17 protein-coding genes are annotated in these 17,739 nt (G+C 68.8%); 16 read left to right on the top strand and 1 reads right to left on the bottom strand.

Translation table 11 applies throughout. The features are described from left to right. Positions 1 to 2: 2 nt before the first annotated feature. From OVA17_RS11800 to OVA17_RS11860, 13 genes are all read left to right on the top strand, one after another. On the top strand, positions 3 to 935 hold the full coding sequence (locus OVA17_RS11800) for an FtsQ-type POTRA domain-containing protein (protein ID WP_267786738.1): 933 nt from the start codon (positions 3 to 5) through the stop codon (positions 933 to 935). A gap of 151 nt (positions 936 to 1,086) precedes the next feature. Continuing rightward, on the top strand, positions 1,087 to 2,274 hold the full coding sequence (gene ftsZ / locus OVA17_RS11805) for a cell division protein FtsZ (protein WP_074694330.1): 1,188 nt from the start codon (positions 1,087 to 1,089) through the stop codon (positions 2,272 to 2,274). A gap of 65 nt (positions 2,275 to 2,339) precedes the next feature. Further along, on the top strand, positions 2,340 to 3,026 hold the full coding sequence (locus OVA17_RS11810; protein ID WP_267786739.1) for a YggS family pyridoxal phosphate-dependent enzyme: 687 nt from the start codon (positions 2,340 to 2,342) through the stop codon (positions 3,024 to 3,026). Between the two features lie 31 nt (positions 3,027 to 3,057). Then, entirely contained in the window at positions 3,058 to 3,528 is a 471-nt protein-coding gene (locus tag OVA17_RS11815) for a cell division protein SepF (RefSeq protein ID WP_267786740.1), read from the top strand. 2 nt (positions 3,529 to 3,530) lie between these two features. Then, complete coding sequence (locus tag OVA17_RS11820; protein WP_094733641.1) at positions 3,531 to 3,833, top strand: YggT family protein; 303 nt, start codon at positions 3,531 to 3,533, stop codon at positions 3,831 to 3,833. A 133-nt stretch (positions 3,834 to 3,966) separates the two neighbouring features. Further along, positions 3,967 to 4,587, top strand: a complete 621-nt coding sequence (locus OVA17_RS11825) for a DivIVA domain-containing protein (protein ID WP_210076322.1) — start codon at positions 3,967 to 3,969, stop codon at positions 4,585 to 4,587. A 9-nt stretch (positions 4,588 to 4,596) separates the two neighbouring features. Then, entirely contained in the window at positions 4,597 to 5,181 is a 585-nt protein-coding gene (gene lspA / locus OVA17_RS11830) for a signal peptidase II (protein ID WP_267786741.1), read from the top strand. A 1-nt stretch (position 5,182) separates the two neighbouring features. Then, entirely contained in the window at positions 5,183 to 6,106 is a 924-nt protein-coding gene (locus OVA17_RS11835) for an RluA family pseudouridine synthase (RefSeq protein WP_210076318.1), read from the top strand. 190 nt (positions 6,107 to 6,296) lie between these two features. Continuing rightward, the gene (gene dnaE / locus OVA17_RS11840; RefSeq protein WP_420712438.1) at positions 6,297 to 9,761 is read left to right on the top strand and encodes a DNA polymerase III subunit alpha; all 3,465 of its coding nucleotides are present in this window, start codon (positions 6,297 to 6,299) and stop codon (positions 9,759 to 9,761) included. 95 nt (positions 9,762 to 9,856) lie between these two features. Next, on the top strand, positions 9,857 to 11,137 hold the full coding sequence (locus OVA17_RS11845; RefSeq protein WP_267786743.1) for a hypothetical protein: 1,281 nt from the start codon (positions 9,857 to 9,859) through the stop codon (positions 11,135 to 11,137). A 63-nt stretch (positions 11,138 to 11,200) separates the two neighbouring features. Continuing rightward, positions 11,201 to 12,502: a histidinol dehydrogenase gene (gene hisD, locus OVA17_RS11850; protein WP_267786744.1), complete on the top strand. Its 1,302-nt coding sequence runs from the start codon at positions 11,201 to 11,203 to the stop codon at positions 12,500 to 12,502. 12 nt (positions 12,503 to 12,514) lie between these two features. Then, positions 12,515 to 13,006 carry a transcriptional regulator NrdR gene (gene nrdR, locus OVA17_RS11855; RefSeq protein WP_267786745.1) on the top strand — a complete coding sequence of 164 codons (492 nt, stop codon included), beginning with the start codon at positions 12,515 to 12,517 and terminating at the stop codon, positions 13,004 to 13,006. Positions 13,007 to 13,016: 10 nt separating this feature from the next. Beyond that, positions 13,017 to 14,042, top strand: a complete 1,026-nt coding sequence (locus tag OVA17_RS11860) for a quinone-dependent dihydroorotate dehydrogenase (RefSeq protein ID WP_267786746.1) — start codon at positions 13,017 to 13,019, stop codon at positions 14,040 to 14,042. Between the two features lie 200 nt (positions 14,043 to 14,242). Here OVA17_RS11860 and OVA17_RS11865 read toward each other — a convergent pair whose 3' ends face one another. Then, complete coding sequence (locus OVA17_RS11865) at positions 14,243 to 14,815, bottom strand: DUF3043 domain-containing protein (protein WP_210076309.1); 573 nt, start codon at positions 14,813 to 14,815, stop codon at positions 14,243 to 14,245. 46 nt (positions 14,816 to 14,861) lie between these two features. Here OVA17_RS11865 and OVA17_RS11870 point away from each other — a divergent pair, with 46 nt between their 5' ends. From OVA17_RS11870 to coxB, 3 genes are all read left to right on the top strand, one after another. Beyond that, positions 14,862 to 16,256 carry a dipeptidase gene (locus OVA17_RS11870; protein ID WP_267786747.1) on the top strand — a complete coding sequence of 465 codons (1,395 nt, stop codon included), beginning with the start codon at positions 14,862 to 14,864 and terminating at the stop codon, positions 16,254 to 16,256. Positions 16,257 to 16,327: 71 nt separating this feature from the next. Beyond that, a complete protein-coding gene (erpA, locus tag OVA17_RS11875; RefSeq protein WP_210076305.1) occupies positions 16,328 to 16,693 on the top strand; it encodes an iron-sulfur cluster insertion protein ErpA in 366 nt (121 codons plus the stop codon). 164 nt (positions 16,694 to 16,857) lie between these two features. Then, positions 16,858 to 17,739 (top strand): cytochrome c oxidase subunit II, encoded by an 882-nt coding sequence (gene coxB, locus OVA17_RS11880; protein ID WP_267786749.1) that lies wholly within the window; start codon positions 16,858 to 16,860, stop codon positions 17,737 to 17,739.

A 17,739-nucleotide genomic window follows, 5' to 3' on the forward strand; every position in this document is an offset into this window, starting at 1 on the left:
GCGTGAAGCGGCCCTCGCCCCTGCCGTCGACGTCGGAGTCCGCGCGCCGCCCCACGCCTCAGCGCTCCGCGGCGACGCGGCGTCCGGCCTCGGTCGACGACACCACGGCCCTCACGCCTCTGGATCGGTCGCGCGATGCCGGCTCGGGTGCGGGGGAGTCGGATGCCCAGGGAGCGGGTCTGCGCGACGTGTGGCGCGCCTCCCGGGCCCGGCGCCGGGCGCTCTCGGCCGAGGTGCGCCGGTTCACCGTGCGCCAGCGGCGTCGGAGGCGCGTGTGGATCGGGGCGATCTCGGCGTTCCTCGTCATGGCGCTCGGCACGGCGGGTGTGGCGTACAGCCCTCTGTTCTCGGTCGAGAAGGTCGACGTGGTCGGAACCTCGCAGCTCGACCCGGCAGCCGTCTCCGCCGCCCTGGGCGATCAGCTGGGTGTTCCCCTGGCGATGGTCGACGACAGCGCCGTCAAGGCGGCCCTGGTGCGCTTCCCCCTCGTGGAGTCGTACACGCTCGAGGCGCGTCCGCCGCACGATCTCGTCGTGCGCATCGTGGAGCGCACCCCGATCGGCGCGATGCAGTCCGCGGCGGGTTTCACGGTGGTGGATGCCGCCGGCGTCGCGCTATCGACCACCCCCGACGCGCCCGCCGGTCAGCCCGTGCTCGACATCACCGGTGGCACCGCCTCGGCCGCCTTCCGGGCCGCAGGACGCGTGGTGCGCTCCCTTCCGGATGCCGTGCGGTCGCCGGTCACCGCGGTGTCGGCCTCGACGCCCGACGACGTGACGCTGACGCTCGGGGCGTCGGGGTCGAAGGTCGTGTGGGGCAGCGCCGACCGCTCCGCCGAGAAGGCCGTCGTCCTCGACCGTCTCATGCAGAAGAGCCCTCCGGATCGGGCGAAGGAATACGACGTGACCTCGCCCGAGGCGGGCGTCGTCCGCTGATCTTCGAGGCGATAATCCGACACGCCGCGTGTCGGGCGGGCGGGGTCTCATCCGCCGCCTACGTTCGAGCTAAGGAATTGCATACCGGGCAATTCTTTAACCCTCAACATGAGGTTTAAAGTTTCGGGTTCGGGGACAAACGGAGGCCGGCATGAGCCACAACCAGAACTACCTCGCCGTGATCAAGGTCGTCGGTGTGGGCGGGGGCGGCGTCAACGCCGTCAACCGCATGATCGAGCTCGGCCTTCGTGGCGTGGAGTTCATCGCGATCAACACCGACGCCCAGGCGCTGCTGATGAGCGACGCCGACGTCAAGCTCGACGTCGGTCGTGAGCTGACGCGCGGCCTCGGTGCCGGCGCCGACCCCGAGGTGGGGCGACGCGCCGCCGAGGACCACGCCGAGGAGATCGAAGAGGCGCTGCGCGGCGCCGACATGGTGTTCGTCACCGCGGGCGAGGGCGGCGGCACGGGCACCGGTGGTGCTCCCGTGGTCGCGAAGATCGCGAAGTCGATCGGCGCACTGACCATCGGTGTCGTGACCAAGCCCTTCTCGTTCGAAGGCCGCCGCCGTCAGAGCCAGGCCGAGGGCGGTGTGCAGCGCCTGAAAGAAGAGGTCGACACCCTCATCGTCGTCCCCAACGATCGCCTGCTCGAGATCAGCGACCGCGGCATCTCGATGATCGAGGCGTTCGCGACCGCCGACCAGGTGCTGCTCGCCGGTGTGCAGGGCATCACCGACCTGATCACGACCCCGGGTCTCATCAACCTCGACTTCGCCGACGTGAAGTCGGTCATGCAGGGAGCCGGCTCCGCCCTCATGGGCATCGGCTCCTCCCGCGGCGCCGACCGCGCCATCAAGGCCGCGGAGCTCGCCGTCGAATCGCCCCTGCTCGAGGCCTCGATCGAGGGCGCTCACGGTGTGCTGCTGTCGATCCAGGGTGGTTCGAACCTCGGCATCTTCGAGATCAACGACGCCGCCCAGCTGGTGAAAGAGGCCGCGCACCCCGAGGCCAACATCATCTTCGGAACCGTCATCGACGACACGCTCGGCGACGAGGTGCGCGTCACTGTCATCGCTGCCGGCTTCGACGGCGGCGAGCCGTCGCTGCGCATCGACGCGGTCGGCGCCCAGCGTCCCGTCTCGGCGCCCGTCGTGCCCGTCATCCCGGCCGACGACGTCGCTCGCGACCTCGACGCGGCCGAAGAGCAGAAGGCGGCGACGGAGCGCGCTCCCGAGCGTCGCCCTGAGCCTGCGCCGGTGACCGCCCGCGTGCCCGAGACCTCGTACGACGGCGGCTACGCCGACGACGATCTCGACGTGCCCGACTTCCTGAAGTAAGAGCGAACGGTACGACGAGCGGGTCCGGTCTCCACCGGGCCCGCTCTCGTCGTCGAAGGAGCAGCATGGACACCGCCCTGGCCGACCGCCTCGCCGCCGTCGACGAGCGCATCCGCGAAGCCGCCGAGGCCGCGAACCGCGACCCCGCCGAGATCACCCGCATCGTGGTGACCAAGTTCCACCCGGCATCCCTCGTCTCCGACCTGCACGCCCTCGGCGTGCGGCACGTCGGCGAGAACCGGCAGCAGGAGCTCACTGCCAAGCGCGCCGAGCTCGACGGCATCCCGGATCTCGTCTGGCACTTCATCGGCCAGGCGCAGACGAACAAGGCTCGGGCGGTGCGAGCGGGGGCGGATGCCGTGCACTCCGTCGACCGATCGCGGATCGCCGACGCGCTGCACGCCGCCGGTGCCGCGGGTGAGCTCCTCGACGTCCTCGTGCAGGTCAACCTCACCGACGACCCGGGTCGCGGGGGAGTCGCTCCCGAGAGCGTGGAGGAACTCGCAGCGCACGTCGCGGGGCTGTCGACGCTGCGCCTTCGCGGTGTCATGGCCGTCGCCCCGCTCGACGAAGAACCCGCCCGCGCCTTCGAGCGACTGCACCGCTGCGCCGACGCGGTGCGCTCGGTCGTCGCCGACGCGCGGTGGATCTCGGCCGGGATGACCGGAGATTTCCCCGAAGCGATCGCAATGGGCGCGACACACCTGCGGATCGGCTCCGCAATCACGGGCCCGAGGCCCCCGCGCGACTAGCCTCGGACCAGACGAGCGAACGGAGGATGCGATGTCGAACCCCCTCAAGAAGACGATGGTGTACCTGGGCCTCGCCGACGAGGAAGAGACCTACGAGGAGACCGCGCCGCAGCCCATGGCGCGCAAGCAGCCCACCGCTGCCGCTCCCCTCGAGAAGTCCGCGCCGGTGACCCCCCTGCACCGTCCCGCCGTGGTGCGCCAGCCCGCGGCCGGACCCGTGAGCGAGATCCTCACGGTGCACCCCAAGCAGTACCGCGATGCGCAGACGATCGCCGAGAACTTCCGCGAGGGAATCCCGGTCATCATCAACCTGTCGCAGATGAGCGACGCCGACGCGCGCCGCCTGATCGACTTCGCGAGCGGTCTCTCGCTCGGGCTGTACGGTCGCATCGAGCGGGTCACGAGCAAGGTCTTCCTGCTCTCGCCCGAGAACATCGCCGTGTCCGGCGATGGTGCGATCGCGCAGGCCGACCCTGAAGCTGCGCCCTTCGCGTCCCAGTAACAGTGGCCGTTCTGAGCCTCGTCGGCTCCATTCTCAGCGCGATCCTGTTCATCTTCATCGTGCTCCTGCTCGCGCGCCTCGTGCTCGAGTACATCCCGATGTTCAACCGTGAATGGCGTCCACGCGGCGTCACGCTGGTGTTGGCAGAGATCGTTTACACCGTGACGGACCCGCCCATCAAGCTGATCCGTCGCTTCATCCCACCCCTGCGCATCGGGGGGATCGCGATCGATTTCGGTTTCGCGATCGTGATGTTCGTCTGCTTCATGCTTCTGAGTGTGACGCGGTCCCTCGCGGCCGTGTGACTCTTCGCCGCCGCTTCTTCACCGGTGATCTTCGACACCGGTGGAGGGCGGCGGCTATGCTGTTCCGAAGCGGTACGCCCCGGTGCGACACCCCCACAGTTCCGACATCAGAGCTCTCGAAAGAGGAAACACCATGGCACTGACCCCCGATGACGTCGTCACCAAGCAGTTCCAGCACGTCCGCTTCAAGGAGGGCTTCGACCCCGATGAGGTCGACGACTTCCTCGACGAGATCGTCGTCGAATGGCGCAAGACGATCGCCGAGAACGAAGAGCTGAAGACCAAGCTCGCGGCGTACGAGTCCGGCGAGGCCACCCCGGCCGCCGCCGAAGCCCCCGCCGAGGCCCCCAAGGTCGAAGAGCCGGTCGTCGCCGAGACGCCCGCTCCGGCCCCCGTCGCCTCCGCGCCGTCGAACGACGTCGAGCCCGCCGCCCAGAGCGCCGGCATCATCGAGCTGGCGCAGCGCCTGCACGACGAGCACGTCGCCGAGGGCAAGGCCCAGCGCGACCAGCTCATCGGTGAGGCGCAGGCTCAGGCGGCGTCCATCGTCGCCGAGGCCGAGCAGAAGGGCCGCGAAGAGCGCGCCCGTCTCGAGAAGGAGCGCACCACGCTCGAGGGTCGCATCACCGAGCTGCGCAACTTCGAGCGCGACTACCGCTCGCAGCTGCGCTCGTACATCGAGGGTCAGCTCCGCGACCTCGACACCACCGCGACGTCCTCGGGCTCGACGCCGGTGTCGGCGATCGGTCTGTAGGCCGACTCTTTGCGCAGTCGACCTCCTCTGCGTACGGCGGCGGCCGGCATCATCATCGCGATTCTCGCGGTGCTGGTGCTGGCCGCCGACCAGTTTGCGAAGAACGCCGCGATCGCCAGCCTCCCTTCGGAGCGCGTGGTCCCGATCATCGGCGACTTCCTGCAGTTCTATCTCGTCCGTAACCCCGGTGCGGCGTTCTCGCTCGGCGAAAGCGTCACATGGATCTTCACGATCGCCCTGGCGGTGGTCGCGTGCGTGATCGTCTATCTGGGCGTTCGTCGTGTCCGTTCCCGTCTCTGGGCCATCGTGCTGGGACTGCTGCTGGGCGGTGTGCTCGGTAACCTCACCGACCGCTTGGTGCGAGAGCCCGGGTTCCCCGTGGGTCACGTCGTCGACTTCATTTCGACGCCCTGGATGATGCCCGCGATCTACAACGTCGCCGACATGTTCATCGTCACGATGATGATCTCGGTGGCCGTCCTCGTGCTCTTCGGCCTAAAGCTCGACGGGACCCGCGAGACCAAGGCCTCGAGCACGACGGCGGACGCCGCCGAGGGCGACGTCGAAGCCCCCGCCGATCCGGGCGCTCGCTGACATGGAGTCGCGGAGCCTGCCCGTCCCCGATGGGCTCGACGGGACGCGCATCGACCAGGGCCTGGCGAAGATGCTCGGCTTCTCGCGCACGTTCGCGGCCGAGGTGGCCGACGCCGGTGGCGTGAGCGTCGACGGCCGGGTGGCCGGCCGTTCCGACCGCCTGCGCGCCGGCACCTGGCTGAGCGTCGAGTGGGAGCCCAGGCGAGAACCCGAGATCGTGCCGGTCGAGGTCCCCGACCTTGGCATCGTGCATGACGACGACGACATCGTCGTGGTCGACAAGCCCGCCGGCGTCGCAGCCCACCCCTCCGTGGGGTGGGACGGACCGACCGTGCTCGGCGCCCTCGCCGCGGCGGGCTTCCGCATCGCCACGAGCGGACCGGCCGAGCGGCGCGGTGTCGTACACCGCCTCGACGCCGGCACGAGCGGACTCATGGTGGTCGCCAAGACCGAGCGCGCCTACACGCTGCTCAAGAGCGCTTTCAAGGAGCGCGAGGTCGACAAGATCTACCACGCGGTCGTGCAGGGCCACCCCGACCCGCTCTCCGGCACCATCGACGCGCCGATCGGCCGGCATCCGAATCATTCGTGGAAGTTCGCCGTGACGCCGGACGGCAAAGACTCCGTGACGCACTACGAGACGATCGAGGCGTTCCCGCGCGCTTCCCTCCTCGAGATCCATCTCGAGACCGGACGCACGCACCAGATCCGCGTCCACATGGCGGCCCACCGCCACCCTTGCGCCGGCGACCCCCTGTACGGCGCCGACCCCACGCTGTCGGCCCGCCTCGGTCTTACGCGCCAGTGGCTGCACGCGCATCGACTTGCCTTCACGCACCCCGGCTCGGGGGAGCGGGTGGAGTTCGAGTCTCCGTACCCCGCGGATCTCGCGCACGCCCTCGAGCTGCTCGGCGACGGGGCCTGACCGACGATTGGCACGCTCCCTGGGCGCAGACGGACGGACCGAATGCCGGGAACCCGGCGACGCGCCCGGGGGAGCGCGTCGAACTGAGCGCCGGCTGCGAACTTCCGTGATCGATGTCGGGGGCCGAACGTAGACTCGACCCGTGGCAGCAGACTCCTTCGTTCACCTTCACGTGCACAGCGAGTATTCGATGCTCGACGGTGCGGCCCGCATCGGCCCGATGGTCCAAGAGGCCGTCAAACAGGGCATGCCGGCCATCGCCGTCACCGACCACGGGAACACCTTCGCGGCCTTCGAGTTCTACAAGACCGCGAAAGACGCGGGCATCAAGCCGATCATCGGCATCGAGGCCTACGTCACCCCCGGCACCCACCGTTCCGACAAGACGCGCGTGCGCTGGGGCACGCCCGAACAGCAGAGCGACGACGTCTCGGGTTCGGGTGCGTACACGCACATGACACTGCTGTCGGAGACGACGCAGGGCATGCACAACCTCTTCCGGCTGTCGTCCAAGGCGAGCATGGAGGGCTACTACTTCAAGCCCCGCATGGACCGAGAGCTGCTGCAGACCTACAGCAAGGGCCTCATCGCCACCACCGGCTGCCCGTCCGGCGAAGTGCAGACGCGCCTGCGCCTCGGCCAGTACGAAGCCGCCCGGGCCGCGGCCGCCGAGTTCCAGGACATCTTCGGCAAAGAGAACTACTTCGCCGAGATCATGGACCACGGCCTCTCGATCGAGCGCCGCGTCATGGGCGACCTGCTGAAGCTGTCGAAAGATCTCGGCATCCCGCTCCTGGGAACCAACGACCTGCACTACACGCACCAGCACGACGCGACGAGCCACGCCGCGCTGCTCTGCGTGCAGTCGGGCTCGACGCTCGATGATCCGAAGCGCTTCAAGTTCGACGGTGACGGCTACTACGTCAAGTCGCCCGCCGAGATGCGTCAGGTGTTCCGCGATCACCCCGAGGCGTGCGACAACACGCTGCTCATCGCCGAGCGCTGCGACGTCGAGTTCGACACCTCGGCCAACTACATGCCGCGCTTCCCCGTGCCCGACGGCGAGACCGAGGGCAGCTGGATGATCAAAGAGGTCGAGAACGGGCTTCACGACCGATACCCCGGCGGCATCCCGGATGCCGTGCGCAAGCAGGCCGAGTACGAGACCGACGTCATCCTCCAGATGGGGTTCCCCGGGTACTTCCTCGTCGTCGCCGACTTCATCAACTGGGCGAAGGACCACGGGATCCGCGTCGGTCCCGGCCGTGGTTCCGGCGCCGGCTCGATGGTCGCGTACGCGATGAAGATCACCGACCTCGATCCGCTCCAGCACGGCCTCATCTTCGAGCGCTTCCTCAACCCCGACCGCGTCTCGATGCCCGACTTCGACGTCGACTTCGACGACCGTCGCCGCGGCGAGGTCATCCAATACGTCACCGAGAAGTACGGCGACGAGCGCGTCGCCCAGATCGTGACCTACGGCACGATCAAGGCCAAGCAGGCGCTGAAGGACGCCGGTCGCGTGCTCGGATTCCCCTTCAGCATGGGAGACCGACTCACCAAGGCCATGCCCCCGGCTGTGATGGGCAAGGACATGCCGCTTGACGGCATGTTCAACCCCGAGCATCCCCGGCACAAAGAGGCGAGCGAGTTCCGCACCCTCATCGAGACCGATGCCGAGGCCAAGACGGTCTTCGACACCGCTCTGGGGCTCGAGAACCTGAAGCGCCAGTGGGGCGTGCACGCGGCCGGTGTCATCATGTCGAGCGAGCCGCTGATCGACATCATCCCGATCATGCGCCGCGAGCAGGACGGCCAGATCGTCACGCAGTTCGACTACCCGGCGTGCGAGTCGCTCGGCCTGATCAAGATGGACTTCCTGGGGCTTCGAAACCTCACGATCATCAACGACGCCCTCGACAACATCGAAGCCAACCGCGGTCACCCCCTCGTGCTCGAGGACCTCGAGCTCGACGACCCCGCCTCGTACGAGCTCCTCGCCCGCGGGGACACGCTCGGTGTGTTCCAGCTCGATGGCGGGCCGATGCGTTCGCTTCTGCGTCTCATGCGCCCCGACAACTTCGAGGACATCTCGGCGGTGCTCGCGCTGTACCGCCCGGGCCCCATGGGCGTGAACTCGCACATCAACTACGCGCTGCGCAAGAACAAGCAGCAAGAGATCGAGCCCATCCACCCCGAGCTCGAAGAACCGCTGGCGGACATCCTCGACACAACGTACGGCCTGATCGTCTACCAGGAGCAGGTGATGGCCGTCGCCCAGCGTGTCGCCGGCTACACCCTCGGCCAGGCCGACCTGCTGCGTCGCGCGATGGGCAAGAAGAAGAAGAGCGAGCTCGACAAGCAGAAAGAGACGTTCTTCGGCGGCATGACCGAGCGCGGTTTCGGCGAGGTCGCGCAGCAGACGCTGTGGAAGGTGCTCGAGTCGTTCGCGGACTACGCCTTCAACAAGGCGCACACCGCCGCCTACGGTCTCGTGTCGTACTGGACCGCCTACCTCAAGGCGCACTACCCCGCCGAGTACATGGCCGCTCTGCTCACGAGCGTCGGGGACTCGAAGGACAAGATGGCGGTCTACCTCAACGAGTGCCGTCGCATGGGGATCAAGGTGCTGCCGCCCGACGTCAACGAGTCGATCCGCTTCTTCGCGGCCGTCGGCGAGGACATCCGCTTCGGCCTCGGAGCCGTCCGCAACGTCGGAACGAACGTCGTCGACGGGATCGTCTCGGCCAGACAAGATGCCAAGTACACGTCGTTCCACGACTTCCTGTCGAAGGTCCCGTTGCACGTGGCGAACAAGCGCACGGTGGAATCGCTCATCAAGGCCGGCGCCTTCGACTCGCTCGGGTCGACCCGCCGCGCCCTCGTCGAGATCCACGAGGACGCGTGCGAGGGGGCCGTGCTCGACAAGCGTCGCGAGGCGAACGGCGAGGTGGGTTTCGACTTCGACTCTCTGTGGGACGAACCGCAGCAGGTCGAGAAGGTCCCCGAGCGTCCCGAGTGGACCAAGAAGGACAAACTCGCCTTCGAGCGCGAGATGCTCGGGCTCTACGTGTCCGACCACCCGTTGGCCGGTCTCGAGGTGCCCCTCGCCAAGCACGCCTCGACGTCGATCCACGATCTCCTCGCCTCCGAGGACGTCCAGGACGGCGACCAGGTCACCGTGGCGGGCCTGCTGACGAGTGTCCAGCACCGCGTCGCGAAGCAGAGCGGCAACCCTTACGGCATGGTCACCGTCGAGGACTTCAACGGCGAGGTGACCGTGATGTTCATGGGCAAGACCTATGCGGAGTTCGCGCCGATCCTGCAGGGAGACTCCATCCTCGTGGTGCGTGGTCGGGTCTCGCGCCGCGACGACGGGCTGAACCTGCACGCGCAGAGTGCCTTCGCTCCCGACCTCGAGGGCCTCGACGATGCGGGCGGGCTCACCCTCGTCGTTCCGGAGCAGCGCGCGAACGAGGCTCTCGTCGGCGAGCTCGCGCAGATGCTGCGCCGGCATTCCGGTTCGACCGAGGTCGTCCTCAAGCTGCACAAAGGCGGCACCGCCAAGGTGTTCGAGGTGCCGATGCCCGTCCGCGTGACCGCCGACCTGTTCGGCGAGCTCAAGGGCCTCCTCGGCCCGAACTGCCTCGGCTGATCGACGCGCCTCCGTAAAGAGTTGCAACCCCAGCGGATGCTGGGGACCCCCTGGTTAGGATGACCGGGCGCTTGCCGCCCTCCGAAAGGACCACCGTGACCGATCCGACCCCCCACGACGGCTTCACGCCCACCGACCCCGACGCACTCGACCCATCCCACACCGAGGATGCGCCCTACCAGCCGACCGGCGCTCGTCGACGGGGCTCCGATGACGACGTCGCAGATCTGACCGACACGGGAGGCCACGACACCGGCGCTCTCGACGCCGGATCCCGCGGCGCGTCCGTACCCGCCGCGGCGCACGCGAACGCCCGCACCGGCACTCACTCGCAGGTCGACGGACATGCCGACCGCCCCAACTACGGCGTCGGTCCGTTCTCCGTTCGCGAGGTCGCGCTCCTCGGCATCTGGGTCGTGGCGTTCTTCGTCTCGTTCTTCCGCACCAACATCCTCGAATCGGGCTCCGGTGTCCTCGTCGGTGGTGCCAACGTCTGGCTCTCGGGTCTGTGGTGGATCCCGTCCATCGCCCTTCCCACCGTCGCGGTCGGCCTCATCGTGCTCCGGCGCCTGTCGCCCCAGGGCATCCGGCGCGTCGGCTCGCTCGGCATCGACCAGTTCGCCTCCGTCGCCTTCGCCGTCGCGGCCCTGGTGTGGATCGCGTGGGTGTGGGACACGGTCGCGGTCTTCGATTCGAACGGAGTCTGGACGCGCTCCTGGGTGATCTGGGTCGAGGCCGTCCTCCTGCTGGCGGGCGTCGTCCTCACCGTGTTCGCGCCGCTGATCCCGCCCTTCTCGGCCGATTTCCGTGGTCGAGAAGAGATCCCGGCTCACCGCAACGCGCGTCCGATCCGTCCGGTCGTGGCGCGCCCGCGTACCCCGCGTACCCCGAAGGCGGCGGAGCAGACGGCGACCCCCGTGGCGGCCGCCGACTCGGGCGCCGAGGCCGGGGCGGACGTCCCCGTCCCGGGCAGCTACACCGGCTCGACCGATCTCTCGCACGACCCGGCACCGGCGACCAGCGTGTTCCCCGCCCATGCCGACGCCAACGACACCGATGTGTTCGCTCCGCTGCGGACCGATGACGACGATCGCGCGAACGACCGCGAGGATCACTCGCGCTGGGAGGCCCCCTCGGGCGACGAGCCCACCTCCCAGCAGCGCACCGCTCACGAAGACCACCCGCACGCGCAGGCGTTCTGGGCGCTTGCTCCCGAGCAGCGCGAGATCGTAGACGACTACGGCACACCGATCTTCCACATCGGTCCCACGGCGTGGGCGCTCGTGATCGAGGACCGCGGCGAGACCTTCGTCGTCCGCCACGACGACGGCCGCATCGGCTACCTGCACGACGTCTCCGGCGTCACACGCGGCTGAACAGAGCCTGCGAGCCGCCCGCCCCGCGCGAGGCGGCTCGCAGGCGCCGGTAGCCTGGAACACATGCTTCGCACGATCGATCTCCGCGGCCGCGTGCTCTCGCCGGCCGAGCTTCTCGCCGTCGTCCCGCGAGCCGACGCCGCCCGCGACGAGGCCCTCGCCACCGCCGCCCGGCTGGTCGACGACGTCGCCCGGCGCGGCGAAGAAGCTCTTCGCGAGCAGGCCGCGCGTTTCGACCGGGTGAGCGATCACGCCCTGCGCGTGCCAGCCGACCACCTCGACGAAGCCCTGCGCGATCTGGATCCCGGCATCCGTGCCGCTCTCGACGAGGCCATCGCGCGCGTGCGCACCGCGTCCGCGGCCCAGGTGCCTGCCCCCGTCGTCACCGAGCTCGGCGAGGGTGCACGCGTGACCCAGCGGTGGCAGCCGGTGCGCCGCGTGGGTCTGTACGTCCCGGGTGGCAAGGCCGTCTATCCTTCGAGCGTCGTGATGAACGTCGTTCCCGCACAGGTGGCGGGAGTGCGCGAGGTGGCCCTTGCCTCTCCGCCGCAGGCCGCGTTCGGCGGACGCGTGCACCCGGTCATCCTCGCCGCCGCCAAGCTTCTAGGCGTCACCGAGGTCTACGCCATGGGCGGCGCGGGAGCGATCGGCGCCTTCGCCCACGGCGTCGGCGAGATCGGGCTCGACCCGGTCGATGTGGTGACCGGCCCCGGCAACAACTTCGTGGCGTCCGCCAAGCGCGCCGTCGCGGGTCGGGTCGGAACGGACTCCGAGGCCGGAGCGACCGAGATCCTCGTGGTCGCCGACGACAGCGCCGTCCCCTCCCTCGTCGCCGCCGACCTGGTCAGCCAGGCCGAGCACGACGAGCAGGCCTCCGCCGTGCTGGTCACCGCCTCCGCCGACCTGGCCGAGGCCGTGCTCGCGGCTCTGCCTGGCCGCGTCGCCGCGACCCCCCACAGCGAGCGCGTCACCGCGGCCTTCCACGGCCCGCAGTCGGCCGTCGTGCTGGTCGACGACCTCGCCCAGGCCACCGCGTTCAGCAATGCCTACGCGCCCGAGCATCTCGAGCTGCACCTCTCCGACCCGCGGCCCGAGGACTTCGTCAACGCGGGCGCCGTGTTCGTCGGCCCCTACACCCCGGTCAGCCTCGGCGACTATCTCGCGGGCAGTAACCACGTGCTGCCCACCGGGGGACAGGCACGCTACGGCGCCGGTCTGTCGGCGGCGACCTTCCTGCGGCCCCAGCAGGTCGTCGAGTACGACCGCGACGCCCTCGCGCGGGTGCGCGATGCCATCGTGACCCTCGCCGACGCCGAGGCGCTGCCCGCGCACGGCGAGGCCGTGACCGCGCGCTTCGACGCGTAGTCTGGCGGCGTCATGCACTGCCCCTTCTGCCGGAACCCGGACTCTCGCGTCATCGACTCGCGCACGAGCGACGATGGCCTCAGCATCCGTCGACGTCGCCAGTGTCCCAAGTGCGGCGGGCGTTTCTCGACGGTGGAAACCGCCAGCCTCAACGTCATCAAGCGCTCCGGTGTCGTGGAGCCCTTCAGCCGGGAGAAGGTCATGTCGGGCGTCCGCAAGGCGTGCCAGGGGCGGCCGGTGACCGATGCCGACCTGGCGGTGCTCGCCCAGCAGGTCGAAGAGAACATCCGTCAGACCGGGTCGTCGCAGATCGAGGCGAACGAGATCGGTCTGTCGATCCTCGGTCCGCTGCGCGAGCTCGACGAGGTCGCCTACTTGCGCTTCGCGAGCGTCTATCAGGCGTTCGACTCGCTCGACGACTTCGACGTCGCGATCGCTCAGCTCCGGGCCGACCACGCCGAGCGCTCGACGGCACGGATCGGCGAGGACGACCCGGTCCAGTAACCTGGCGGGGATGTATCCCCTTCTCTTCCGTACGGTCCTCACCCGCCTCGACCCCGAGTTCGCTCACCATCTCGGCGCGGTCGTGATCCGTGCTGCGGGGGCGGGGCCGGTGGCATCCCTCGTCCGTCGCTTCACCGCGCCCGTGCCCGCACAGAAGGTCGAGGCGCTTGGCCTCGTATTCGACTCGCCTTTCGGTGTCGCCGCGGGCTTCGACAAGAACGTCACGATGGTCAGTGGCCTCGGAGCCCTCGGGTTCGGACACGTCGAGGTGGGGACCATCACCGCGCTCCCGCAGCCGGGCAACCCGAAACCCCGTCTGTTCCGCCTGGTCGCCGACCGCGCGGTCATCAACCGCATGGGGTTCAACAACGACGGTGCGGCCGCGGCCGCGGCGAAACTGCGCCGCGTGCGTCGTTCGCGTCGGCGCCCGATCATCGGCGTCAACATCGGCAAGAGCCGCGTGGTCGCCGTCGAGGACGCCACGACCGACTACGTCCGCAGCGCGCGACTGCTCGCCCCTCTCGCCGACTACCTCGTCGTCAACGTCTCCTCTCCCAACACTCCCGGTCTGCGGGGTCTGCAGGCCGTCGAGACGCTGCGTCCGCTCCTGACCGAGGTGCGGGATGCCGCGGGCGATACGCCCCTGCTCGTGAAGATCGCCCCGGATCTCGACGACGCGGAGGTGCAGGACATCGCGCGCCTCGCCGTCGATTCGGGGCTCGCCGGCATCATCGCCACGAACACGACGATCGCGCGAACCGGTCTGAGCACGGATGCCGCGAGGGTGGAGGCGATGGGCGCCGGTGGGCTGTCGGGCGCGCCGTTGAAGAAGCGTGCCGTCGACGTGCTCCGGCTCGTCCGCGAGGTCGTCCCGGCGGAGTTCGTCGTGATCTCGGCTGGGGGAGTGGAGACCGCTGCCGACGTGCGCGAGCGCCTCGACGCCGGTGCGACCCTCGTGCAGGGGTACACCGGATTCCTCTATCGCGGCCCGCTGTGGGCCCGCCAGATCAACCGCGGTCTCGCCCGCACCCGCTGACCCGCGCACGCGTCTCTCACTCCCGCGACCCGGCGCGGACCCCGCCCGCAGGCGCCGGCACGCGTGTCGAGTGTCCAGAACACGCCGTGCCCAGACGTTCTCGAGCGGCGTGTCTTGGACACTCAACGCCGAAACGGGGTGATGGGCCCGCAACGCAGAAACGGCGCGCCCGAAGGCGCGCCGTTTCGTGGAACCCGGGGTCAGACGGGGTACTGACCGCGCTTCACCTGCGCCTTGGGGAGGCGCATGAAGCGCATCTGGACGGTGCGCATCGCGGCGTACCAGCCGAGGCCCTTCTCGAGCCGGCTCTCGCCGAACTTCTCCTTGGCGGCCTTCTTGATGCGGATCGACGTGATGATCATGTCGCCGACGACGAAGAGGATGAAGATCCACAGCGCCACGAACGACCAGTACTGGAAGAACGAGACGGGGATCAGGGTCGCCACGATCACGAGGATCATGAAGGGCATGACGCCCTCACCGAGGTGCCACCCGGCGTCGACGAAATCGCGGGCGAAGCGACGCTGCGGACCGCGGTCGCGCACGGGGAGGTATTTCTCCTCACCGGCGGCCATTCCGATGCGCGCCTTCTCGCGCTGAGCGGCGAGCTCGGCGCGGGCGCGGGCCTTGGCCTCTTTGGTGTCGGGCACGAGCGGACGCTTGCGGGCGGCCTCCTGCTCGGCGCGCGACGGCGTCGCGCGGCCCTTGCCCGAACCGAGCTCCGTCGGCTCGACGGGAGTGTCGTTGGGGGCGGGTGCGGGGGACTTGGCCACGGGAAACCTCGGTGCTTCGCTGATCGGGAGATTTAAGATTACCCGCATGACCCTCGACCTGTCCCGGCAGGACGCTGTGCAAAAAGCAGCGGACGCCGGCATCCCCTCCGCCCTCGCCGATCTCGGCTCCCTCGTACGCATCCCCTCGATCGCATGGCCGGCCTTCGACCAGTCAGCGCTCGTGAAGAGCGCAGACGCCGTGGCCGCCCTCCTCGAGGGCACCGGCGTCTTCGATTCCGTCGAGGTGAAACGCGCCGCGATCCCCGGAACCGAGGAGTTCGGTCAGCCCGCCGTTCTCGCCACGCGCGCGGCCCGAAACGGTCGCCCCACGGTGCTGCTCTACGCCCACCACGACGTGCAGCCCCCCGGAGACGAGGCGCTCTGGGATTCGCCGCCGTTCGAGCCCACCGTCCGCGACGGGCGACTCTACGGTCGCGGCGCTGCCGACGACAAGGCCGGTGTCATGGCCCACGTCGGCGCCATCCGGGCCGTCTCCGAGGTTCTCGGCGACGACCTCGACCTCGGCATCGCCGTCTTCATCGAGGGCGAGGAGGAGTACGGCTCGCGCTCCTTCGGGCAGTTCCTCGCCGACAACGCCGACGTCCTCCGCTCCGACGTGATCGTCGTCGCCGACTCCGGCAACTGGGACGAGCGCACCCCCGGTCTGACCGTCTCCCTGCGCGGCAACGCCCGCTTCACCCTGACCGTGCGCACTCTCGAACACGCGTCGCACTCCGGGATGATGGGCGGGGCGGTTCCGGATGCCATGCTCGCCGCGGTCAAGCTGCTCGCGACCCTGTGGGACGACGACGGCGCCGTCGCGGTCGACGGCCTCGCCGTGCGCGACGCCGAGACGCCCGCCTACGACGAGTCCGCGCTCCGCGCCGAATCCGGCCTGCTCGAAGGGGTGAGCCCGATCGGACGCGATTCGATCCTCAGCCGCATCTGGAACAAGCCGTCGATCACGATCACCGGTTGGGATGCCACCCCGGTCGAGGCGGCATCCAACACCCTCTCTCCGCAGACGAGTGTGGTCATCAGCGCGCGCGTGGCCCCCGGGCAGGACGCCCGAGAGGCCTTCGCCGCGGTCGAGGCGCATCTGCGCGCCCACGCCCCGTTCGGAGCGCAGTTGGAATTCAGCGACGTCGACTGCGGTGACTCGTTCCTCGTCGACACGAGCGGGTGGGCCGTGGAAGAGGCACGAGCGTCGTTCGCCGACGGATACGGGGTCGACTCCGTCGACGTCGGCATCGGCGGGTCGATCCCGTTCATCTCCGACCTCGTCCGCGAGTTCCCGGAGGCGCAGATCCTCGTGACGGGCGTGGAAGATCCCCACGCCCGGGCGCACAGTCCGAACGAGTCGCTGCACCTCGAGACCTTCCGCAACGCGTTGGTCTCCGAGGCGCTGTTGCTCGCGCGTCTGAACGCGCGCTCGCACTGATCGAGGCCGCGCGGGCGGGACGGGCGTAGACTCGTCCCGTCCCCGCGACCGAACAACCGAAGGGCATCGCCATGACCGACACCACACTGTCGTCCTCCGCCGACACCCGCGAGCACGGCGTCGGCCTGACCGCGGCCGCTTCCGACAAGGTGAAGAGCCTGCTCTCGCAGGAGGGCCGCGACGACCTGCGCCTGCGCGTCGCCGTCCAGCCCGGCGGCTGCTCCGGCCTCATCTACCAGCTGTACTTCGACGAGCGTTACCTCGACGGAGACAAGGTCGTCGATTTCGACGGCGTCGAGGTCATCGTCGACGACATGAGCGTTCCGTACCTCGACGGCGCCAACATCGACTTCAAGGACACGATCTCGGAGCAGGGCTTCACGATCGACAACCCCAACGCGCAGGGTTCCTGCGCCTGTGGAGACAGTTTCCACTGACCCCGACGTCGGTCTCCGGCGCCGAATCGAGAGCCCCCGGAATCCCGGATCACACCGCGGAAACCGGGGGCTCTCGATGTCTCGGCACTGGACGAATGGCCTGAGAACGGTGAGAGGTTGCTCTAGACTGTCAGAGCAACATCCACGACCCGGAAAGGTGCATTGTGCCCTCCAAACGTCGCCTTCGCTGGGCAGCGCTTCCCCTCGGAATCGCATCCGTCGCGGCCCTCTCCGGCTGCACCACCACCCAGCTCCACGGCTTCCTGCCCGGCTTCGTCGATGACGGCCCGGCCGCCACGAACCGCACCGACATGGTCGCAGGGCTCTGGGTCAACTCGTGGATTGTCCTCCTCGCCGTGGGTGTGATCACCTGGGGCCTCATGCTGTGGTCGGTCATCGCGTACCGCCGTCGCAAGGGTCAGTCCGGTCTGCCGGTGCAGCTGCGCTACAACATGCCGGTCGAGATCTTCTACACGGTCGTGCCGCTCATTCTGGTGGTGGGCTTCTTCGCCTTCACGGCGCGCGACCAGAACACGCTCGAGACGCAGTACGAGAACCCCGACGTCTCGATCACCGCCTACGGCAAGCAGTGGGCGTGGGACTTCCAGTACAACGGCACGAAGGAAGACAACTCCGACGCCGTGTACTCCATGGGCGTCCAGGCCAAGGCCACGTCCGACGGGTACGACCTCCAGGACGTCCCGACGCTGTACCTGCCGGTGAACAAGACCGTGAAGATCGACCTCCGCTCGCGCGACGTCATCCACTCGTTCTGGATCATCGACTTCCTCTACAAGAAAGACATGTACATCGGTCGCGACAACGAGTGGTCGTTCACGCCCACCCGTGAAGGCACGTACGAGGGCAAGTGCGCGGAGCTCTGCGGTGAGTACCACTCCGCCATGCTCTTCAACGTCAAGGTCGTCAGCGAAGACGAGTACAACACCTACCTCGACTCGCTGCGCCGTGCCGGCGACGTGGGCGACATCAGCGACCTGTCGCGTCTGCAGAACCTGACGACGGCCGGTACCGAAGGGAACGAGTGA

It is taken from the genome of Microbacterium sp. SL75 (genome assembly GCF_026625865.1).
Taxonomy (GTDB): Bacteria; Actinomycetota; Actinomycetes; order Actinomycetales; family Microbacteriaceae; genus Microbacterium.